The sequence below is a fragment of the Lacrimispora sp. BS-2 genome (genome assembly GCF_040207125.1).
Classification (GTDB): Bacteria; Bacillota; Clostridia; order Lachnospirales; family Lachnospiraceae; genus Lacrimispora.
In genome coordinates this window covers 4,394,899-4,418,493 of the sequence record NZ_CP157940.1, presented here as the reverse complement: position 1 = coordinate 4,418,493, position 23,595 = coordinate 4,394,899, and the positions used below count along the sequence as shown (strand labels likewise).

At 46.0% G+C, this 23,595-nt stretch carries 16 protein-coding genes; all 16 read right to left on the bottom strand.

The annotated features are described in order from the left end of the window. Positions 1-3: 3 nt before the first annotated feature. A complete protein-coding gene (locus tag ABFV83_RS20615) occupies positions 4-1,536 on the bottom strand; it encodes an FGGY-family carbohydrate kinase (RefSeq protein ID WP_349946598.1) in 1,533 nt (510 codons plus the stop codon). A 17-nt stretch (positions 1,537-1,553) separates the two neighbouring features. Next, the gene (locus ABFV83_RS20610) at positions 1,554-2,369 is read right to left on the bottom strand and encodes a class II fructose-bisphosphate aldolase (RefSeq protein WP_349946596.1); all 816 of its coding nucleotides are present in this window, start codon (positions 2,367-2,369) and stop codon (positions 1,554-1,556) included. After that, entirely contained in the window at positions 2,359-3,111 is a 753-nt protein-coding gene (locus ABFV83_RS20605) for a glycerophosphodiester phosphodiesterase (protein WP_349946595.1), read from the bottom strand. The genes ABFV83_RS20610 and ABFV83_RS20605 overlap by 11 nt, the downstream gene beginning before the upstream one ends. After that, a complete protein-coding gene (locus ABFV83_RS20600; protein WP_349946593.1) occupies positions 3,108-4,442 on the bottom strand; it encodes a Gfo/Idh/MocA family oxidoreductase in 1,335 nt (444 codons plus the stop codon). Before ABFV83_RS20600 ends, ABFV83_RS20605 begins: the two co-directional genes overlap by 4 nt. 1 nt (position 4,443) lies before the next feature. Beyond that, positions 4,444-5,385 carry a sugar phosphate isomerase/epimerase gene (locus ABFV83_RS20595; protein ID WP_349946591.1) on the bottom strand — a complete coding sequence of 314 codons (942 nt, stop codon included), beginning with the start codon at positions 5,383-5,385 and terminating at the stop codon, positions 4,444-4,446. A gap of 31 nt (positions 5,386-5,416) precedes the next feature. Next, positions 5,417-6,622, bottom strand: a complete 1,206-nt coding sequence (locus tag ABFV83_RS20590) for a sugar phosphate isomerase/epimerase (protein WP_349946590.1) — start codon at positions 6,620-6,622, stop codon at positions 5,417-5,419. Between the two features lie 21 nt (positions 6,623-6,643). After that, complete coding sequence (locus tag ABFV83_RS20585; RefSeq protein WP_349946588.1) at positions 6,644-7,978, bottom strand: glycosyltransferase family 2 protein; 1,335 nt, start codon at positions 7,976-7,978, stop codon at positions 6,644-6,646. Between the two features lie 111 nt (positions 7,979-8,089). Continuing rightward, positions 8,090-8,977 (bottom strand): flagellin, encoded by an 888-nt coding sequence (locus tag ABFV83_RS20580; RefSeq protein ID WP_349946586.1) that lies wholly within the window; start codon positions 8,975-8,977, stop codon positions 8,090-8,092. Between the two features lie 592 nt (positions 8,978-9,569). Then, positions 9,570-9,761 carry a YjfB family protein gene (locus ABFV83_RS20575; protein WP_349946584.1) on the bottom strand — a complete coding sequence of 64 codons (192 nt, stop codon included), beginning with the start codon at positions 9,759-9,761 and terminating at the stop codon, positions 9,570-9,572. A gap of 344 nt (positions 9,762-10,105) precedes the next feature. Next, positions 10,106-11,671 carry a HAMP domain-containing sensor histidine kinase gene (locus ABFV83_RS20570; RefSeq protein ID WP_349946583.1) on the bottom strand — a complete coding sequence of 522 codons (1,566 nt, stop codon included), beginning with the start codon at positions 11,669-11,671 and terminating at the stop codon, positions 10,106-10,108. Positions 11,672-11,698: 27 nt separating this feature from the next. Continuing rightward, on the bottom strand, positions 11,699-12,370 hold the full coding sequence (locus ABFV83_RS20565) for a response regulator transcription factor (RefSeq protein WP_158417934.1): 672 nt from the start codon (positions 12,368-12,370) through the stop codon (positions 11,699-11,701). A gap of 226 nt (positions 12,371-12,596) precedes the next feature. Continuing rightward, positions 12,597-13,439 (bottom strand): 5-dehydro-4-deoxy-D-glucuronate isomerase, encoded by an 843-nt coding sequence (gene kduI, locus ABFV83_RS20560; RefSeq protein WP_349946581.1) that lies wholly within the window; start codon positions 13,437-13,439, stop codon positions 12,597-12,599. A 165-nt stretch (positions 13,440-13,604) separates the two neighbouring features. Beyond that, a complete protein-coding gene (locus ABFV83_RS20555; protein ID WP_349946580.1) occupies positions 13,605-15,350 on the bottom strand; it encodes a methyl-accepting chemotaxis protein in 1,746 nt (581 codons plus the stop codon). A gap of 389 nt (positions 15,351-15,739) precedes the next feature. Then, the gene (locus ABFV83_RS20550) at positions 15,740-16,036 is read right to left on the bottom strand and encodes a hypothetical protein (protein ID WP_349946578.1); all 297 of its coding nucleotides are present in this window, start codon (positions 16,034-16,036) and stop codon (positions 15,740-15,742) included. 5,217 nt (positions 16,037-21,253) lie between these two features. Next, the gene (locus ABFV83_RS20545; RefSeq protein ID WP_349946576.1) at positions 21,254-22,360 is read right to left on the bottom strand and encodes a glycosyltransferase; all 1,107 of its coding nucleotides are present in this window, start codon (positions 22,358-22,360) and stop codon (positions 21,254-21,256) included. After that, on the bottom strand, positions 22,357-23,469 hold the full coding sequence (locus ABFV83_RS20540) for a glycosyltransferase (protein ID WP_349946574.1): 1,113 nt from the start codon (positions 23,467-23,469) through the stop codon (positions 22,357-22,359). The genes ABFV83_RS20545 and ABFV83_RS20540 overlap by 4 nt, the downstream gene beginning before the upstream one ends. Between the last annotated feature and the right edge of the window lie 126 nt (positions 23,470-23,595).

Below are 23,595 nucleotides of genomic sequence, written 5' to 3'. Positions count from 1 at the left end.
ACCTCATAAATTTTCAATTCTGACTTCTCTGTCATCGACCATCTCTTTAATTAATTTCTTTCTTCTTACATATAAATCTTTGACAGTCTCATAGGTATCTTTATAAAGCTCATACATATACATGTATTTTTGATGATTTATCATATTGGGCTTTATGATCATACGTACGGATACAAACTTTTCTGCTGCCTCTCTTAAATCTGTAAAATATCCTTTCCCAAGCAGAACCATCATCGCCGCACCCGTAGATGTGGTCTCAAATTCGGATAAAACAAGTACATCCCGCCCCAGAATATCCGCTTTTATCTGAGAGATAAGATTAATTCTTGCCAATCCGCCTGATAAACGAACTGAATTAATCTTTGTTCCCGTTTGTTCGATTGCAGCTATCATATCCATATCAATAAAACCAGTGCTTTCAAATACCGCCCTCGTCATATCCTTCCTGGTGTGCATTCTTTCTATACCAAAAAATACACCTCGCGCATTATCATCCCAAATCGGCGCCCGCTCTCCCAACAGATAGGGAAGAAATATCAAACCTCTCGCTCCAAGAACCGATTCTCCTGCTTCTTTTTCCATAATCTCATAAGGATAAATTTCATTTTGATAATAACATTGTTTTACCCACTCAATCAGGCCTCCACCTAAATTATTGCTGCCACCTATAATATGAGCGTCCTCTTTATAAAGTGGAAGATTATAGATTAAGGAATTGCTTTGAAGGCTACTCTTTCTTGATAAAGCACGCAATACTGTTACGGTTCCCGACACATCGCTTGCTTCGCCATCTTCCGCCGCTCCGCTCCCTACAAAGGAACAAATCGCATCATAAGATGAAACAACAATTTCCGCATTCTTATTAATTCCCAGTCTTCCCGCCAAATCTGGGCATATTTTTCCTATGGTATCTCCCGGGTCCATCACCCTCGGAAGTCTTTCCCCAGAAATTTCTAACGCATCTAAAAGATTTTCCGGGTAATGCCTTTTCTCTGTATTATAGTGATATTTTATAGCATTAAAATAATCCGTGACATATAATCCGCTAAGCATATACAACATAAAATCATTGGGCGATAAAAATTTATTCGTCTCATCAAAAACTTTAGGCATGTGTCTTTTTACCCATAATATTCTCGGCAGCATAAGGCTGGCACTCATATCCAGCAATGTTTCCTCATATACCTTTTTAAATTCATCCAGTTCGGAAATATATTTGCTCTCTTCTTCTGCTCTTTTATCGGAAACCATAAAGGCTCTCATGAGCGGCGTCCCTTTTTTATCCACGCATACAAGGCAAGAAGCAGATGCCGTAACAGTTATGTAATCAATACATATATCCTTACATTCACAGGCTGCTTTTTCTATAAGCTTCTCCGCACTCTGCCACCACTCCCTCGGATCCTGTTCCACTTTTTCCGCGCTGATAGCCGTCTTAATCGGGATTGCTTCATTAAATAGCTTCATCCCGTTTTCATTAAAAACGATGCACCTTATACTTTTCAACCCCATATTGATAACCATTACATTCTTCATTGCTTTTTGTCCTTTTTCTATATGATAATTCCCAATTTATGAAACACCATCTGGTAAATAGCTTCATAAATTGTTTTTTCCACAAGAGTTGCCTGAAATCCCTCTTCTTCCAAGAGCCCATCTTTCAGAGATTTCATAATTCCTTCCCGATATGCTAGTTTAACTTCCGTTGATATATTTATCTTTTTTACATTTTCCTTTTGGGATAGTTTTTTTATTTCCCCGTCCGCCATCCCACTGCCTCCATGTACGACAAACGGTATTCCAGATAATTGTGCCACATAATCTATCATATCATAATCCAGTTTTGGTTTTCCTTTATAAATGCCGTGAGCATTGCCAAATGCCACAGCAAGCATATCGACATCTGCTTCCATCAGAAATTTTCTTATTTCCTCCCGGCTTGCGATGCAGTGCTCCTGTATATCTATATTATCCTCGATTCCTTTTATCTGTCCGACTTCTGCCTCTACCAGCACACCCACTTTATGTGCCATTTCTATTACCCGGTTTGTCTTATCAATGTTTTCCTGTATACTTAAATCAGAAGCATCTATCATGACTGAATCCCATTCCATTGCAATGGCATCCTCAATTATTTTCATATCTTTACAATGATCCAAATGCAGCCATACGCTAATTTTCTTTTTATTAGCATAGCTCTTAATAAATGCTCTCGTCTCCTTGGCATCTATTTGGCTGTATATTCCCGCCGAAGTCTGCAGAATGATATTCTTTTTCCGATCAGCTGCTGCATCGACTACCGCTTTTGCAGAATTAACATCCCATACATTAAAAGCAAGCAGGCAGGCCGCCTGTAAATCACTTATCATCTCTTATCTCACTTCCCAAATCAGGTTTGTTGGTAATAATCCCATCCACACCCATATCGCAGAAACGACGTATTTCTTTTCCGCTGTTTACCGTCCAAATATTTATTTCGATTCCTCTTTCACGAAGATCCTCAAATGTACCTTTCCTGTTCAAAAGATACCATGCAGGATGAACTGTATTTATTTTGTACTTCTCTGCATAATCTCCAATATCCATGATACCGTCGCAATAAAGAAATGCCACCTTTGCCGAATTTTCCATCTCTCGAAGCTTCAGCATAGACGCATGTGAAAAAGAAGAAAATAATGTTCTTCCAAGCACCTTTTTTTCTTTTATTATCTTCAATACTTTTTCTTCCATACCCTCATAGGAAAATATGTTATTTTTCAGTTCTATATTAAACAAAAACTCTTTATCACCCTTGGACCTTTTGGGAACAAATTGTTCCAATACTTCCTCGAGCAAAGGAATTTTAACCCCCTCAAATTCAGGATGTGTCCTGTTGAATTGAAAGCCCCTTAATTCTTCCAGGGAATAATCTTTAACATATCCTTTGCCATCAGATACCCTGCTTATCTCCTCATCATGGGTGACTACCAGATATCCATCCCTTGTCATCTGTACATCGAATTCAATCCCATCTGCTCCCATATCATAAGCCATCTGAAATGCTTCCATGGTGTTTTCCGGTGCATACTGGCTTGCTCCGCGATGACCATATATTTTCGTCTGATACCTCATTTTCTCGTCTCCATGAATTTCTCCACAACTCCTGCCATAGTAACGGATTCCTCTTCTGTGAATTTATAAGATTTTCTCTCTCCATTGTGAATCAACGATACGAATTCACTTAATTCATAACGAAGGCCGTCTCCCAAAAATCTGGCAGTATACTGTTCCTTCTTGTAAGGATTTTCAAAACGGACTTCAAAGGATTTTGTCAGCCACCAAGGTGACTCTGCGAGAATATATCCTTTGGTTCCTGCAATAATCAACTGTCCCTCTGATTTTACGGCAACACCGGTTTTAGACAATGCCATCCCTCTCTCAAAAGAAAAGGAGGCTTTTGTATACAAATCAATGCCATACTCATTCTTTATACTGTCAAAACTCACACTTTTATACTGCGTTCCTAACAGTTTAAAGATAGGAAGCATCGTATGGTTCCCGAATTCCAGAAAACCACCTCCATAATTCGGATCCTTGCTTTCCCTGGAATCCGGATCTGCAATTCTGGTAAAGCAGGCTTCCACATCTACAATGTTCCCGATAATCCCGCTTCTCGCTACTCCCAGAAGTTGACTAAAGCCGGGACAATACGCTGTTTTAATAGCCTCCAGGAGCAAACAGTCATTGGCTTTTGCCGTTGCAAACAGTTCCTGCGCCTGTGCTTTAGAAAAGGCCATGGGTTTTTCACACAATACATGCTTTCCCTGGCTTAAAACTGCTTTTGCATATTCATAATGTGTCTGATGCAAAGAAGCAATATATACTGCATCCAACGGATTTAAAAATTCTTCAAAGCTCTCCCAATGTGCCTGAACCTCGAAACGCTTCGCAAACCGTTCCGCACTTTCCCTGTGAGGATTGTAAACGCTGACCGCTTCAATGCCGCTGACAAACTTCGCTTCAGGTATAAATCGTGCCGCAATACGTCCGGTTCCCACGATTCCCATTTTTATAATGGGATATTTTTGCTTTCTCATTAAAGTACTGGATATTTCTTTTGTTCTTTCCAAATATACCACTTCACAGAAATCTTTCAGATAGTCAAATTCACCTGTCCAATCTGAACCAATGGCAAAGATATCCACACCATATTTATGAATATCCTCCACTTTTTGTCCCACGTGGTCTTCTACTATAATTTTATCTGCAAATCCGGTTTTTTTTACATTTTCAATTCGGTCTATAATAGAATCCACTACGTTTAATTTCCCCCGGGATTCATCATATTGTTCTGTGGTAACTCCCACAATCAAATAATCGCCTAAAGCTTTCGCTCTCTTAAGCAGCTTGTAGTGTCCCTCATGAAATAAGTCAAAAGAACCATATGTAATTACCTTTTTCATTTTATCGTCCTGTTCCCTCCTCTAACTGTCTTGTCCAATATTTTCCAATATCTGCAATCATCCTAAGCACACTATCCTGCAACTCTTCAGGAAAGCACTTCAATGCCCCAAAGGTCTCAAAGCTCAGCACACCATGGAATCCTATTTCTTTCAGTCCGCATAAGAAACCGTTCCAATCAGTGCTTACTTCTCCAGCCAATTCTTTCGTGAAAGTAAACGGTAATTGATGCAGGTCACGGATTCCATCATTATCGTGAATGTGAAGCGCCTGTATTCTGTTCCCCAAGGTAAGGATCGTCTCCTTCATATTTTTACCGAGAATATTGGCATGGCCTGTATCAAAACAAAAAGCAAAGCACTCTTCCCCTGCTATTTGATTCAGTTTATCCACATATTCAGCCGCTTGATAAGGGTCTGCGCATACACCTTCGCAGATTCTTCCCCCGAAACCATCATATAAATTTTCCAGACAAATTTTTACACCGTATTTCTTACATGAAGGAATCAGACTTTGAAAAAAGTCCATATTTTTCTTATACTCTTCCATTCTTCCCAATGGATAAGACAATTTAAAAGGATGTACGACCAAATATGGCGCATGAAGTGCAGCACAGACAAGAATACTTTTCTCCGCTACCATATGTAAATATTCTTTGTCTTCTTCTCTGCCATACACATATAGAGGATATGGAGCATGGGCCTGAGAAAACTCCAATCCCTCTCTTTTTGCCATACGGTAGTATTCATCAAAATGTACAGATAGCATTTCCTCGGACTGATCGAAGAAATGATTTATTTTTCCCTGATAAATAAGATTATTAGGCAAAAAACGGTCAAGATTAAAATCGATACAGTCAAAACCTGCGACCCTTATCCTATGAAAATCTTTTTCTTCCGCTTTATCCCCTAACAAAAGCCGGGACTGTATTCCTATCTTCAACATAGATTCTCCCTTTGATTGCTTTTTTCCACATTTAAATCGGTTTGCCGTTCATTCTCAGTATTTCTTCTGTCAGCTCATAGTGATTGATCCCCATATCATTCAGTTGTTTTGCTATTTCTTCATAATAAGCATTGCATAAAATCACAATCCTCTCATCTTCAGGAATCTCCAATATAGCCTCCGGATTACAAATAGGAATCCCCAGCTTTTCTGTTCCCCAAAGGCAAGCATTATTATCTACAGCAAAAACAGGAGGATATTTTTTTCCATATTCCCCCATGTATACATCAAACATCTTACCTGCCCCAAACAAAATCTTTTTTTTAGAGCCCATCTGATCTAATATTTGATTAAAACATATGATATAAGAAAAATCAACTCCTATCCTGTAAAGGAATTGAAGCAACGAATCTTGCAGTACTCCCGGAAAACTTGTGAAACTTCGGTAAGTTTCAAAGCTAAGCACACCCTCAAAACTTATCTCTCTAAGTCCCCATAAAAAGCCACTCCAGTCCGTAGTACAAAGCCCGGTCCTGGCATCGGAAAAGCTATAGGGTAATTGGTGAGAATCCGTGACTCCATCATTATCGTGAATATGCAGTACTTTTAAATGAGAACCAAGGGCCTTCACTTCTTCTCTAAGATTTTTTCCAAGCACATTGGCATGCCCTACGTCAAAACAAGCGCCAAAGCACTCTTCTCCAGCTCTCTTATTCAAGATATCAATATATTCTAACGTTTTCCGAGCCTCCGAACAAGCACCTTCCCATACCCTTCCAACTCTCCGGTAAGGCATATTCTCAATGCAGATCACTACTTTTTGCCGACTGGCTTCTTCTGCCAATGATCCAAAATATTCCAGATTTATTCTTTCCTCTTCCACCCTTCCCAGCTCAAATGCCAGTTCCAGCGGATGCATTACCAAATAGGGGCTTTCGAGAAGCTTGCATATTGCAATACTTTTCTTCATTTCCTCCAGAATATATTCCAGTTTATCCGGTTTGTTTGGTTCGTACTTAAATATAGGCGCATGTACTTGACAAAACCGTATCCCATGCCTTTCCGCGCATTCCTGATGTTTCTTAAAATAGGTAACTTCCAATTTCTCTGTGCTATCTTCAGGACTTACAATATTGTAATCCACGCAAGTGATTCCAGCCTGCTTGATTCTATTATATCCTACTTCAATTGCATTTTCTCTGATGATCCCTCTGGACTGTACACCAATTTCCAACATGTCTTTTCCTTTATTTGTATTTTAACTAAAAATTTCACCTGCTTCGGCAACAAATTTCCGCTCCTCCTCTGACAACAAAAGCTCAACCTTCTTTTCTAATGCAGAAAAATTCGCCTGTCTCGATACCTTGACCAGAAAAAGCTTATTTTTAAAAGTTGAAAGGTCATAAAACTTGGACAGAAAGTCAAAGGTAGCATTGGCAGTTTCTTCCTCTCCAGGCTCTTGTTTCAGAAGAATCAGAATTTCTTTTAAAACCTCCGCATGGTAAGGTTCAAGTCTGAGAAGAAGAACCCCATATCGTATCATTTCAACAGAGCGTTTCAGCTTTGCATAAAAAGAGAAAATCTTTTGATATACCATGAAGAGTCGGCCGGACAAGGCAAGGGGATCATTACTTTCATACTCTTCCATCAAATGAAGTGCCTGCTCGTAATATTGAATCGCCCCACTTTCATTTCCACTACGATAGAGCCACTCTCCCGCCCAATAATCCACATCCGGAGAAGCACAACCGCAATTTTTCGCCTTTTGGTAAATGGCAAAAAATCCTTCATCGCTGTCAGCATTCCTTCCAAATTTCACCTTAAGCAAAGAAGCAAAGCCAGGATCCTGATGAATTACATCCTCAAACAAAGCCGGATTCTCAACTCCACGAAGATAAGCTTCCTCCGCCTCCTCATATCGGTGTGCAAGGAGAAGTGAATCTCCAAGATAATGCCACATCTGAATGTTTTCCGGTTCTTCCTCCAGTTCTTTTCGTATCATAAATATATTACGTTCCTCCTTACCCCTTTCCTCAACAACTGAAGGGGCATAACCGGTATGGAAAACGGCAAGCTCACCTGTAGCATCATAGGAATAAAGCTGGCCACCATCTGTCAGATCCAGATACTCGTGCACCCTGTTATGATATCGGAGATCGGGAATATTGCGGAATATGCGGTCCTGTACTCCAGTGCCTATAGTTTTCCCCCCATCCCCCAGATTCACCAGAAGCGACCGTATCAAATGGGGCCGGTGGGTGGGATAAAACTCTTTTTCCAGTTGCTTGAGAAGCGGCAGTATCTTCTTTACATCCTCATCCGAAAAATATTCATCTGCATCCAGAAAAGCAATCCAGTTTCCCCTGGCCTTTTCAATCGCAAAGTTTTTAGCGGCAGAAAAGTCATGTGCCCAGGGAAAATGAAACACCTTCGCCCCCATCTCTTCAGCTATTTCCACTGTTTTATCCGAGGAACCAGTGTCTACCACAATCTGCTCGTAAACAATCCCCTTTCCCCAACCAAGGGCTTGCCGTATGTTCTTTTCCTCATCTTTCACAATCATGCATTGGGACAGCCGAACGGAAGGTTTCATATCAATTCCTCCTAGTGTGATGGGCAACATGAAACTTCACACTGCCCTACGATAAAATAATCCCCCGAAAATTATCTTTCCGGGGGATGTGAAAATCAAAATCCGGCATAATTACTGTAATAACTGCAATACGCCCTGTGGAAGCTGATTGGCCTGAGCAAGCATAGCCTGAGATGCCTGAACCAGAATGTTATTCTTGGTATAAGCCATCATCTCTTTTGCCATATCAACGTCACGAATACGGCTCTCTGCTGCAGTTACATTCTCAGCAGTCGCACCTAAGTTGTTAACGGTGTGTTCCAGACGATTCTGAAGAGCACCTAATTTACCACGCATAGAAGAAACAGTGTTAATGGAACCCTTAACTCTGGATACAGCTGAAGAAGCGAGATCCTGAGTGGCAATACTAACCTTATCCGCATCACCTTTAATGGCAGCCTCGTTGGTAACCTTTCCAGTAGCATCATAAACAGCTGCCTCTTTACCAATCTTTAAAGTATCAGAGCTTACGCTGCTGACAGCTACTGACAACTGATTGAAAGTATCAGATGTGTCACCAATCTGAAGACGAGAATCCAGATTACCATCTAAAAGCTTAGTTCCGTTGAAATCTGTAGCATCTGAAATACGGTCGATTTCATCCTGTAAAGCCATGAACTCTTCGTTCAGGTTCTTACGGTCTGTCTTGTCATCATAGATACCATTAGCAGACTGCTGAGCCAGCTCCACCATACGGTTTAACATAGAGTGAACTTCTGTCATAGCACCTTCTGCTGTCTGAATCAGAGAAATACCATCGTTAGCGTTCTTCTGAGCAGTATCAAGGCTGACGATCTGTGCTCTCATCTTCTCAGAGATAGCAAGACCAGCTGCATCATCACCTGCACGGTTAACTCTGTAACCAGAAGATAATTTTTCAAGGTTCTTAGATACTGCGGTATTGTTTCCGCCTAACTGTCTGTGAGCATTGATTGCTGCGATATTGTGCTGAATTCTCATAAATATTTCCTCCTTGAATGTGTAACAGGGAATTCCATTTCCCTGCTTAATATGTTTTCCTGATTTAGGAAAATAAGTAAATCATGTTGGGGAATCTTGCGGGGTACCAGCCGCAGAAACGACTCCAAATTTTGACACTTGTGCCTTCCGGAAATATAAAATATAATTTCCTTTCATTTACATTATCGTACCGGCCAGTATAAAAGATAAGTGTTTTTTTCAATAATTTTAAAATCTTTTCGCTGTCCCCCATTTTCATGGAACTGCAATTGGCAATAGCCCCTCCATAAGGCAAACCTATAAGTCCATACCTTATCCAGGCATCAACTTTTACCAATATTTATGACTGTATCATATTATTAAATCTGAATTTTGCCTATAGAACTATAGTTTTAGATGATAGTTGAGATATTGATAATCTTTAATCGTTACCACATAATATGAAGTATAAGAAATGCATAATTAGAGATATCTAATCATGAAAAAAGACAATCATCTAAAGGATTTTGCATGACATCCTTGAATTATCAACAATGAAATTAAAAGGTAGATCAAAAGAAGGGGATATGTTTCACCATACCCCCCTTCCACATCAGGCTTTCGTATCCACAATCTGCCCGATCCCATCTGCAGGTACCTGCCTGGGAATCGCCATCTCCGCCATCTTAAGCAATCCGTCTGCCATAGCTTCCTGGGAATCCATAGCTTTCTTTACAGCGCTGATTCCAGCGCTCTGCTGCACTCTTGTAAGGCTCATCTCCATACTCATTGCGCTAATATCCATGTTTTCACTCTCCCTAAGAACTGGTTTATTTTAAAACTGTTTTATGACTGTTTCAGCAAAACGTTTTTGGCTTCTAAGAAAACAATTACGCTTTAACTTCATCATTGAATTTATTAAATTCTTTTTTCCAATATACTCCAGACTGGTTATCCGGAAATTAATATCTTCCAGTTTGCAAGCTGTAAAGTCCTGTTTGATTTCCAACATTTCAAGACTATCGTTCGTGGATTTCAATTTCTCATCCATTAATGCGGCGCTATGGCCTATAAGCCCTCGCTGATCAATGTTATACTTACCCCATATTACTATAATCATATCATATCCGGAATATGAAATCCAGTCAATTATCGAGTGGCCTGCAATGTATCTGTTTCTAATCTTTCACTGCAGCAGCCCAAAGTAAACCAAAACTCAACGCCGCCCTTCACATTCCGTACACCACAGGACTTCCCATGGGAATCCATAATTGCCTTAACAATAGAAAGACCAATACCGCTGCCCCCATATCCCCTTGTATGTGCCTTATCCACCTTAAAAAACTTGGTCCAAATCTTCGGCAAGTCCTCATCCGGGATATTCTGGCCGGTGTTAAATACTGTTACAAGAGCTTCCTCTCCATTTTCCTCCGCCGTTATCACAATCTTACGTTCTCCTTCCAAATGGTTCAGAGCATTATTTAAATAGTTTGTAATGACTTCTTCTATTTTAAATTCATCGGCAAGTACATAAATGGGATCGCAATCTTCCAGTTTCACCTCAGCATCCTTCTGTTGAATCAAAATACCTGCGGAATTAATGATGCCGCGAAGCAGTTCCGTCAGATCGAAGCGTTCCATCTGAATGCTGTCATTGCCAAATTCAAGGGCAGTAAGATTAAGTAATTGGCGGACCATGGTATTCATTTTACCTGTCTCATCCATGATGACCCCACAGTAATAATCCCTGCTTTCCGGATCCTCTGCCATCCCTTCCGTAAGGCCCTCCGCATATCCCTGGATAAGTGCAATGGGCGTCTTTAATTCATGGGAAACATTGGCAATAAAATCCTTTCGCATTTCATCAATTTTTATCTTTTCATCAATGTCCTTCTGTAGTTCTTCATTGGCCGCCCGCAGCTGCCCGATGGTATCCTTTAAGGTGTTGGATAACTGGTTCATGCTGTTTCCCAGCACTCCAATCTCATCTTCCTCTGCGCCGATGTATTTGGCATCAAAATCCAATGCAGACATCTTTTCCGACAGGCTGGCAAGCTGAAGAATGGGCGAAGTAATTCTTTTTGTGGTAAAATATATAAATATACTTCCTATGACCAGAGCTGCCACTCCCACATAGGCGAGAAACCGGTTCGCCAGATCCACACTTTCTGTAATGCTGGCAAGAGGAACGGATATGAGGAAAATGGTCTTATTGTCAGAAAAATATCCCCAGCTTTCCAGATAATAAGAATCGGAACGTCTGTCATAAGTTTTCTGAATAATGTAATTGTCGTGTTTTTCTAAAATGCTGGCTTCCGGCACATTCTTTCCGAATATATAAGCCTCCACCCTGTTTTTTAAAAACTGCTGATCTCCGTTTGTTGATATGAGAACCTCGTCTGTAGTGCTGTCGATCAGCACTGTCATCAGATTGTATTTTTCCCCCATGATGCGGAACATTTTCTGCGCCGGGCCTTCATTTTTAAAATTGGGGTCATAGGTATCCTTGTAATATTCAATGATCCCCTTCCCGCTCTCATTCGCCTGCGTTACTACCTTGTCGATCTGCGTATAGGCTCTCTCCAGAGTCCGCACCTTATCGCTGGTGTAAAAGCTCTCCAGAAACCAGTTGTTTACGCACCATGTGGAAGTAAGGACAAAGGCCATCAGACATACAAAAATTATGGCAAAACGTGCCCTGATGGAATGCTTCATTTATTCACCTCAGATAATATCCTTTCCTCATACTTCGAATTTATATCCCATTCCCCATATGGTCTTAATATAGTCTCCTTTATCACCCATCTTGTTTCTCAACTTCTTTACATGGGTATCTATGGTCCGGGCATCGCCAAAGTAATCGTAATTCCAGACATTGTTCAGTATTTTCTCCCTGGATAGGGCGATCCCCTGATTTTCCAGGAAATAAGCTAAAAGCTCAAATTCCTTGTAGCTTAAATCAATGTCTTTTCCGTCAATGGTAACCTGATGGGCCGCTTTGTCAATACAGATTCCTCCGATTTCCACTGCATCTGCGGCAACTGCATTACTGCGCCTTAATATGGCATCCACACGGGCCACCAGAATCTTGGGACTGAAGGGCTTTGAAATGTACTCATCCACCCCCAGGTCAAAGCCCTGGAGCTCGTCACGTTCTTCGCTTCTTGCTGTCAGCATGATGATGGGAACCTGGGAATATTTACGGATTGTTTTGCAGGTTTCCCAGCCATCCATTTTAGGCATCATTACATCCAGAATAATCAGTACAATATCCTTTTGCTCAAAAAAGATATCCACAGCTTCTTCTCCATTGGAAGCCTCGACCACAGAAAAACCTTTTACACTTAAAAAATCCTTTACCAGCTTTCTCATTCTGGCCTCATCATCCACTACTAATATCTTTAACTGTTCCATATATAACCTCCTGAAATCAGATCTTTATATCACAAAGTATTCATCAGTGATATTGTATCAAATGGAAATGCGAATTTCTACATTTTCACAGAGATTTCACACGATTCAAAAAGAAATAGCTGATCACCAGATTATTCCCCTGACCCAGGAGTGATATTCCGATTCCAACAAAGCAAAAAGCAGATGCGCCGGAAAGAACGCATCTGCCTTATCATAAATATAAAAACTATCTTAATTCTGTTGTAGGAATTGTATCCATATCATCGAATGCCTGGTTCTCTCCGCCCATTGCCCAGATGAAGGTATAGTTACTGGTACCTGCACCGGAATGAATGCTCCAGGATGGACTGATTACTGCCTGCTCATTCTGCATAACAATGTGTCTTGTCTCATTGCCTTCGCCCATCATATGAAATACTACATTATTCTCCGGAATCTCGAAGTACATGTAAATCTCCATACGTCTTTCATGGGTATGGGATGGCATGGTGTTCCATACACTGCCTGGATCCAGAACGGTCATGCCCATAGACAGCTGGCAGGTCTCCAGCACGTCCGGATGGATAAACTGGTTGATCACACGCTTATTGGATGTCTCCATCGCGCCCAGAGGTTTCTTTGCTGCTTTTTCAATGGGGATAAAAGTAGTTTTGCAGGATTTATGAGCCGGTGCACTTACCATATAGAATTTAGCAGGGCTTGATGCATCATCACTGGAAAAAATAACTTCCTTTGTTCCCTTGGTGATATATAAGCAGTCCTTATATCCCATCTTGAATTCTTCCCCATCTGCAACGATTTTCCCTGTGCCGCCAATGTTGAAGATACCAACCTCACGTCTCTCAAGGAAATAGCTTGTACCGAAATTTTTCCAGATATCAATTCCCTTATCAATGGAAACTGTTTCTGTTGTCGGCATGCAGCCTAAAGTCACCATGCGGTCTACGTGAGAATATACAGCAACTACCTCATTGGCAATATATAAATTTTCAATTAAAAATTCATTTCTGGTTTCTTCTGTTGTGTAACGTTTGAAATCCTTCTGGTTTGCAGAATAGCGGATATCCATTTATAAAAAACCTCCTTATATAATTAATTTAGAAATAACTGACCAGCTTCATCGTATCATAATGAGATTTTTAATTCAACATCTTCTTGGATATATTGTTAAAAAGAACATATAATTCAATTTTTAAATAAAAAACAAACAAATGTTAGATGAATCACTTATTTCTTACTGCTCAGTAATTTTAAACTTATTTACTTCTTCACGCAGTAAATTGGCCTGCGCGGAAAGTTCTTCACTGGAAGCAGAACTTTGCTCGGCCGTGGCTGCATTGCTCTGAACTACCGCAGATATCTGCGTGATGCCGTAAGTCACCTGATTAATGGCAATGGTCTGTTCACGGGATGTGATTTCCACTGACTCCATAAGTTCACGCACATGCCTGGCCTGGCTTGAAACATCCATGAGAATGTCCGCATTTTCCTGGGCCGTGTTCATTCCCTCTTTTACGGCATTGGAGGCGTTTTTAACCAATACAGCCGTCCGTTTCGCAGCCTGAGCTGCCTGAGCGGCAAGGCTGCGGACTTCATCAGCCACAATGGCAAACCCTTTCCCTGCCTCTCCTGCACGGGCAGCCTCCACTGCTGCATTCAGCGCCAGCAGATTTGTCTGAAAAGAGATTCCATCCATATCCTTAGTAATTTTCTCTATTTCATCTGAGGTCATTTTAATCTCATTCATTGCTGTTAACATCTGTTTCATTTTATTATTGCTATCTTCTACCCGCTCTACGGTCTGTTCTGCATACCCGGTTGCTTCTTCTATATGTGCAGAGCTTTGCTCCACCTGTGTGGAAACCTCTGTTATTGATGCAGAAAGCTGTTCAATGGTCCCGGCCTGCTCCGCAGTTCCCGCTGCCAGGGCCTGCGCAGCATCAGCCACCTGGGAAGAACCTGCGCTCACCAGGTCTGCCGACTGGTGGATAGCCCGCAGCGTCCTGTTAAGCTGCTGATGAATCAGAAGAAGGGAATCACGGATCGGCGCAAAATCGCCGGAATACTCCTTTTCCACCGGAAGTGTCATATCGCCCTGGGCCAAATGCTCCAAATGTATAGTGATATCATCAACCACATCGCCCATCTTGATAATCAGCTCATCGGTTGCACGGGACAGTACTTCCATCTCATCCTTTGTCCGGCTGACAGGTACCGGAGGCGTATGTACATCTCCCGCTGCCAAAAGCTTCAGACGGCCTGCAATGGGGCTTAGTGGCGCGGTTATGCGATTCAACCGTACGGCCAGCACCAAAAGGCCGGTCACACAGATGCCCACTGAAACGCCAAGAAGCAGCAATATTTCAAATACTTTTTGCTTTTGGTATGCTGCAACGGCTCTGTCAATATCATCAATATAATTCCCTGTGCTGATATACCAGTCATAGGGTTCAAACTTTAAGGTATAAGCCCTCTTTGCAAATACGCCATCCTGTCCTGGCTTAGTAAAGTAATAATTGGTATATCCGCCGCCAGGCTTTGAACCATTTCCGATTAAATTACGAATATAGTAATCTCCGGCCAAATCCTGTTCATTATACCGCTCTTTCCCTTCGTAATCGGGATTCATATGTACGGTGCACAATCCGGTAGATGTATCCGCCCAGAAATAGCCTGTTCCATTGTCATAACGGGTATCCCGCACAATGCTTTCCGCACTTTTTCGTGCTTCCTGCTCTGTGATTTCACCGTTTTCATAGCGTTTATAATTGGCTTCTAACGCACTGACAAGACTTTCCACCACTGTTTTGATATTTGTATCAAAACTTTGATAGCTTGAATCAATCCAATTCTGATACGCACGATTCAAGCTTACGTAAAAGATACCCGTCAACAGGAAAATTATGCTGAAAACCAAAACACTTACAAATAAAATGAGCTTACCTCTTACCTGCAATCTGTATCTTTTCTGTTTTACCATGCTGTGCCTCCTCTATGATTGCATAAGTTTTTCTATGAAATATCATACCTCGCCAGTGAAATTTGTGCAATGCAACTTTGTTCAGAACCGCGGGGAACTATTCAGGGTTTTATTTCCTTTCGTTGGAATAATTTGGAAAATGGACAAATTTTTGAGATATTTGTACAGCATCAGTAATATAACCTGTTTTTTATGCCATAACCATGTAAGAATACAATTTAGATTGGATAATTATTGGATACAAATCTTTTGACAGGCAGGTGTATGGGATTCGTAAAAAACAAGTTATCCCAAAGTTTGCACGAACACTTTAATTATATAAAGTATTTGGCTAAACTTCGGGATAATTTTTATAAAATAATTAAATTTGAGATTACGGTCCGCTTATACTATGCAATCCTGTGAATAGACCATACGATTCCTCCCGTATTGGCTCCTCCCAGATTGAGATTTAAGGATAAACCGCTTGATACATAAAACAGACCCACAACATCACCGCTATTTAATGTTGCATCGCCAGCCAGGGTAACCGTTCCATTGCCTAATACAGCCCTTAAAGTCAGGACAAGCAGGTTGGTGTTTAAAAGGGGAAATAGCCCGCTCACAATTGTAGTAGCTGTGGGTGATGTCCTTGATACTGCAAAGGACGGATTTACATTGCTTCCAATGGAACCTGTTATTGCCACTGTTGTGGAGTAGTTAATAGTTGCCTTTATAGAATATCTTCCTGTTGCAGGTACTGTAAAGTTTCCTGTTGCAGCATTAAAACTGGCATTTCCATAATAAGGAGCAGTTGTGGTCCAGTTTGTTATTTGAGTATCTGTTGATACTGACAGGGAAGATACGAATGCAGAAAAGCCTGTTGTGGCAAAAATTGGGCCTGTTGGACCAGTTGGACCTGTATTTCCCTGCGGGCCGGTTGGACCGGTGTTCCCTTGCGGACCCGTTGGACCCGTAACTCCCTGCGGACCCGTTGGACCTGTGTCCCCTTGTGGGCCAGTTGGGCCTGTATCTCCTTGCGGGCCCGTTGGACCCGTTTCTCCCTGCGGACCCGTTGGACCCGTATCTCCTTGCGGACCCGTTGGACCTATATCTCCCTGTGGGCCGGTTGGGCCGGTATCTCCCTGCGGACCCGTTGGACCTGTAGCTCCTTGTGGGCCAGTTGGACCCGTAACTCCCTGCGGACCCGTTGGACCTGTGTCCCCTTGTGGGCCAGTTGGGCCTGTATCTCCTTGCGGGCCCGTTGGACCCGTTTCTCCCTGCGGACCCGTTGGACCCGTATCTCCTTGCGGACCCGTTGGACCTATATCTCCCTGTGGGCCGGTTGGGCCGGTATCTCCCTGCGGACCCGTTGGACCTGTAGCTCCTTGTGGGCCAGTTGGACCTGTATTTCCCTGCGGACCGGTTGGGCCGGTGTCCCCCTGCGGACCAGTTGGACCCATATCTCCTTGCGGACCCGTTGGACCTGTGTCCCCTTGTGGGCCAGTTGGACCTGTAGCTCCTTGCGGACCCGTTGGACCTGTGTCCCCTTGTGGGCCAGTTGGACCTGTAGCTCCTTGCGGACCCGTTGGGCCCGTAACTCCCTGTGGGCCAGTTGGGCCTGTAGCTCCTTGTGGGCCAGTTGGACCCGTATCTCCCTGCGGACCTGTTGGACCGGTAGCTCCTTGTGGGCCAGTTGGTCCCGTATCCCCCTGTGGGCCTGTTGGCCCCGTAACCCCTTGCGGACCCGTTGGACCTATATCTCCTTGCGGGCCGGTTGGGCCGGTATCTCCCTGTGGACCTGTTGGACCTGTGGCTCCTTGCGAGCCGGTTGGACCTGTGTCTCCTTGTGCGCCGGTTGGACCTGTAACTCCTTGCGGACCTGTTGGACCCGTTGGACCGATGCCTCCTTGCGGACCTGTTGGACCCGTTGGACCGATGCCTCCTTGCGGGCCAGTTGGACCTATATCTCCCTGTGGCCCCGTTGGACCCGTTTCTCCTTGCGGGCCGGTTGGACCCGTTTCTCCCTGCGGACCCGTTGGACCCGTTTCTCCTTGCGGACCCGTTGGACCTGTTTCTCCTTGCGGACCCGTTGAACCTGTGTCTCCTTGTGGGCCAGTTGGACCTGTGTCCCCCTGTGGACCTGTTGGGCCGATGTCTCCTTGTGGACCTGTTGGGCCGGTTTCTCCTTGCGGGCCAGTCGGACCGGTTTCACCCTGCGAACCCGTTGGACCTGTTTCTCCCTGTGGGCCTGTTGGACCAGTTGGGCCTGTTGGACCTGTATTTCCCTGCGGGCCGGTTGGGCCGGTGTCCCCTTGCGGACCCGTTGGACCCGTAACTCCCTGCGGACCCGTTGGACCTGTGTCCCCTTGTGGGCCAGTTGGACCTGCATCTCCTTGCGGACCCGTTGGGCCCGTAACTCCCTGCGGACCCGTTGGACCCGTATCTCCTTGCGGACCCGTTGGGCCCGTAACTCCCTGCGGACCCGTTGGACCTGTATCTCCTTGCGGACCCATTGGACCTGTTTCTCCCTGCAGACCTGTTGGACCGGTAGCTCCTTGTGGGCCGGTTGGGCCTGTAGCTCCTTGTGGGCCAGTTGGACCTGTATCTCCTTGCGGACCCGTTGGACCTATATCTCCTTGTGGGCCGGTTGGACCTGTAACTCCCTGTGGGCCGGTTGGGCCGGTATCTCCCTGCGGACCTGTTGGACCGGTAGCTCCTTGTGGGCCAGTTGGCCCCGTTGGACCTGTATCTCCTTGCGGACCCGTTGGACCTATATCTCCTTGCGGGCCGGTTGGACCTGCAACTCCTTGCGGACCTGTTGGACCCGTTGGACCCGTTTCTCCTTGCGGACCCGTTGGACCTGTTTCTCCCTGCGGACCTGTTGGACCTGTTTCTCCCTGCGGACCTGTCGGACCTATTGGACCTATGTCTCCTTGCGGGCCAGTTGGACCTATTGGACCTATGTCTCCTTGCGGGCCAGTTGGACCCATATCTCCTTGCGGACCCGTTGGTCCCGTATCCCCCTGCGGGCCAGTTGGACCTGTTCCCCCCTGTGGACCGATTGGACCTGTGTCTCCTTGTGGGCCGGTTGGACCTGTAATTCCCTGTGGACCTGTTGGACCCGTAACTCCTTGCGGACCCGTTGGTCCCATATCTCCCTGCGGACCCGTTGGACCTGTGTCCCCCTGCGGACCCGTTGGCCCCATATCTCCTTGCGAGCCGGTTGGGCCTGTGTCCCCTTGTGGGCCGGTTGGACCTGTATCTCCTTGCGGGCCAGTTGGTCCCGTATCTCCTTGTGGACCGGTTGGACCTGTAATTCCCTGCGGGCCGGTTGGACCCGTAACCCCTTGCGGACCCGTTGGACCCATATCTCCTTGCGGGCCAGTCGCACCTGTGTCTCCCTGAGGGCCGGTTGGACCTGTGTCCCCTTGTGGGCCGGTTGGACCTGTATCTCCTTGCGGGCCAGTTGGACCTGTCTCCCCTTGTGGGCCTGTTGGACCTGTCTCCCCCTGTGGGCCGGTTGGACCAGTATCTCCTTGTGGACCTGTCGGACCTATTGGACCGATGTCTCCTTGCGGGCCAGTTGGTCCCGTATCCCCCTGTGGACCCATTGGACCTGTGCCCCCCTGTGGACCTGTTGGACCCGTAACTCCCTGCGGACCCGTTGAACCTGTATCTCCTTGCGGGCCAGTTGGACCTGTCTCCCCCTGTGGGCCTGTTGGACCTGTCTCCCCCTGTGGGCCGGTTGGACCTGTTCCCCCCTGTGGACCGATTGGACCTATGTCTCCTTGTGGGCCGGTTGGACCTGTATCTCCTTGCGGGCCAGTTGGTCCCGTATCTCCTTGTGGGCCGGTTGGACCTGTAATTCCCTGCGGGCCTGTTGGACCCGTAACCCCTTGCGGACCGGTTGGACCTGTGTCCCCCTGCGGACCCGTTGGACCCATATCTCCTTGCGGGCCAGTTGGACCTGTGTCCCCCTGTGGACCTGTTGGGCCGATGTCTCCTTGTGGACCTGTTGGGCCGGTTTCTCCTTGCGGGCCAGTTGGACCTGTATCTCCCTGCGGACCTGCCGGACCTGTTCCCCCCTGTGGACCTGTTGGACCTGTAATTCCCTGCGGGCCGGTTGGACCCGTAACCCCTTGCGGACCGATTGGACCTGTGTCCCCCTGCGGACCTGTTGGGCCGATGTCTCCTTGTGGACCTGTTGGGCCTGTTTCTCCTTGCGGGCCAGTCGCACCTGTATCTCCCTGCGGACCCGTTGGACCTGTAACCCCTTGCGAGCCCGTTGGGCCTATGTCTCCTTGCGGACCTGTCGGACCCGTATCTCCTGTTTCTCCCTGCGGACCTGTCGGACCTATTGGACCGATGTCTCCTTGCGAGCCAGTTGGTCCCGTATCTCCCTGTGGACCCGTTGGACCTGTGCCCCCCTGCGGACCTGTTGGACCCGTAACTCCTTGCGGACCCGTTGGTCCCGTATCCCCCTGCGGACCCGTTGAACCTGTGTCTCCTTGTGGGCCAGTTGGACCTGTGTCCCCCTGTGGGCCAGTTGGACCTGTGTCTCCTTGTGGGCCGGTTGGACCGGTAATTCCCTGCGGGCCGGTTGGACCTGTAGCTCCCTGCGGGCCGGTTGGACCTGTAGCTCCCTGCGGGCCGGTTGGACCTGTGTCTCCTTGTGGACCTGTCGGACCTGTAATTCCCTGCGGGCCGGTTGGACCTGTAGCTCCCTGCGGGCCGGTTGGACCTGTGTCTCCTTGCAAGCCCGTTGGGCCTGTGTCTCCCTGTAAACCCGTTGGGCCTATGTCTCCTTGCGGACCTGTCGGACCCGTATCTCCCTGCGGACCGGTTGGACCTGTAACTCCTTGCGGGCCAATTGGGCCAGTATCTCCCTGTGGACCGATTGGCCCCGTCGAGCCGGTTGGACCAGTGTCCCCCTGTGAACCTGTTGGGCCGGTAACTCCTTGCGGGCCGGTCGGACCCGTAACTCCTTGTGGGCCAGTTGGACCCATCACTCCCTGCGGGCCAGTTGGACCCATCACTCCCTGCGGACCCGTTGGACCTGTAACCCCTTGCGAGCCCGTTGGGCCTGTGTCACCCTGTAAACCCGTTGGACCTATATCTCCTTGCGGACCAATCGGACCCGTATCTCCCTGCGGACCCGTTGGACCTGTATCTCCTTGCGAGCCCGTTGGGCCTATGTCTCCTTGCGGACCTGTCGGACCCGTATCTCCCTGCGGACCCGTTGGACCCATAACTCCCTGCGGACCGGTTGGGCCTGTAACTCCCTGCGGACCGGTTGGACCTGTAACTCCTTGCGGGCCAATTGGGCCAGTATCTCCCTGTGGACCGATTGGCCCCGTCGAGCCGGTTGGACCAGTGTCCCCCTGTGAACCTGTTGGGCCGGTAACTCCTTGCGGGCCGGTCGGACCCGTAACTCCTTGTGGGCCAGTTGGACCCATCACTCCCTGCGGGCCAGTTGGACCTGTAGCTCCCTGTGGACCCGTTGCACCAGTAGCTCCTTGCGGGCCGGTTGGACCTGTCACTCCCCTCGGACCTGTTGGACCTGTTGGCCCAGTTGGTCCCATAGAACCAGAGCAGCCCCTTGGTCCCATTGCCCCCCGTGGCCCAGTTGGACCCGTTGAACCCTGGCAGCCTCTGGGCCCCCTGGGTCCTTGCATACCTGTTTCACCTTTCGAACCAGGACGCCCTGTAGCCCCTTTAGGGCCGGTAGGACCTGTAGGCCCCATGGAACAACATCCCCGGTTACATCTGCAACCTTTTTCTGAACATTCCTGTTTTACCAACTCCGGGTTGTTTTCATAACTATCACTGGCATTCTCCATCTTATGACACCCCTTCTGAAAATCCCTAAAGGAACATATTATAATGTCAGCAATAATACGTTCCATCTTTTAAGGAACATTTCATTTTTGTGCGGCAGCAACGATGTTAAAATTGCTTTTTAGCCGCTCATTATCGGGAGCATATTTAAGAGCACTCTTTGCGTGTTCCAGGGATTCCTTCGGCATACCCAGCCAAAAAGCAGCTATGGAGCAAAAATCATCCAGAGTATAATCCCAGGAATACCCCATATTGACAAAGGTCCTTGATTTCTCCTTGATCTTCAAAGCCTCTTTTGTCAAGAAATATGTCATTGCCCAATCTTTTAATTCATAGCACATTTTAGAGAACTCCACATAGGGATCACGAATATCCGGTACTTCTGCAATCGCTTTATAATACCAGGCATATGCCCCTTTTAGGTCTCCTATTTTATAGCAGGATTTTGCAATCCAGCGCATTGCGGCGCATCGCTCGTCTTTCCATACGGCAGCCGGCAAAGCAAGATATTCCTTAAGTGTATCAATGCATTTTTGCCACTGGCTCTTATACATGTATTCTCTTCCAAGATAGTACCGCATCCTCTCATCCTCCGGATCCTCTTTCACAGCAAGCTCCAGGAGGGGAAGATAGGAACCCCGGGATTTTTGAGTATCCGGGTAATGGCTGAGGATCATTCCTTCAATATATAAGGTCTGAACGGGCAAATTTCCCGTATATTGGATAAATTCGTGAATAGGACATTTCCAGCGGAACCCTTGCCGGCTATGGACCTTAAAATAATAAAATTGAATGTCAGGAGTACCGTCTTCCTTAAGGCTCCAGTTATAAAGGTATCTTCCCATTCCTGCTGTCTCCCTGGAACTTCCCGGACCTTGATTAAGCCACGCATCCTCCAGCTTCTTGCGCCAGCCTGGTTCAAACAATTCATCTAAGTCCGTACAGACGCAGATGTCTACATCCTCCGGGACATGATCCAGAGAAATATTCCGCGCCACATCAAACCTCCATGGCTTTACTATGTCCACATATACAACCGCTCCCCGTTCTTTCAATTTTTCAACGGTACCATCATCAGAACCGGTATCAGTGACCACAATCAGGTCAGCCTCACTCATAGAGTCCATCCACTTATCTACAAACTGAACCTCGTTTTTACAAATGGCATAAACACAGATTTTTAGTCTCATGAGGATCCCTCCGACTTTTCCTGTTTTTTGATCCTGTCCTCAATCATAAGCAGGTTATTTTGCAGCCTTTTATTGGAAGGGTCCAGCCCCAAGGCTTTCCGGGCATAGTCCCTGGCTTTCTCATACATCCCCATGTTATAAGCACCGATGGCGCCGTAATCATGCAAAGCAAATCCCCAACATTCCTGTTCTACCAGATAGCTGCCTGAATTTCCCGTGATCGATAATCCTTTTTCTGCCATGGCGTAGGACAGGGGCCAGTTTTTTTCCTTATAGGCTGATTTTACCAGTGCCAGATATGGTTCACGGGCATCCGGGCATTCTGCCAAAGCACGGAAGAGCCATGATCTGGCTTCTTTCATATTTCCCTTCTCCTCATAACATTGGGCTATAAGGCGCATGGATGCACTTCGCTCCTCGTTCCATCTGGCCGTTGGAAGGGAAAGATGTCTTTTCAGTGTTTCAATCCCCTTATCATAATTTTTATAATATACATATTCTCTTCCAAGCCAGAACATAGACCTGTCATCAAGCGGGTTCTCCTCAACTGATAATTCCAAAAGGGGAAGATACTGGCTTCTTGGCTTTGATAAATCCGGATAATGATTAAGAACGATTCCACGAATCCATGCGGTTTGTTCAGGGCCAGCACCACCGTATTCCAAGACCTCATGCACCGGATGTACCCAGCGGTAACCATGCCGGATGTGGATCTTTTCCATTGGGTACTGTTTTTGGGGGGTGCCGTCAGGATTACAGGCAAATGTAAATAAGTATCGTGCACGGGTATATTCCGGCTTCCATAGGTCTTCCAGCTTTTGCCTCCATCCCGGCTCAAATACCTCATCTAAGTCGTTTGAAACACAGATATCCGCATCCTCAGGGACATGGCTCAATGCCACATTGCGGGCCGTGTCAAACCGCCATGGCGATATGGTCTCTTCATAAACGATAGCTCCTCTTTCCCGAAGTCTTTCAACCGTATGATCGGTTGAGCCTGTATCTGTCACAATGACAGCATCAGCTTCGGATACGGCATCCATCCAACGATCTACAAACTGTTCTTCGTTTTTACTGATTGCATATACGCAAATTTTATATTGGTTCACTTCTACCGACTCCTTTAGACGTTTTTAATCGTTATATTTATTCTACTAAATTCAGTATATGCATCCTGAAGCTTATCTTGTGAAGAAGGGAGGCTGCATCACTGCATCCCCCCCTAAGTAATTGTT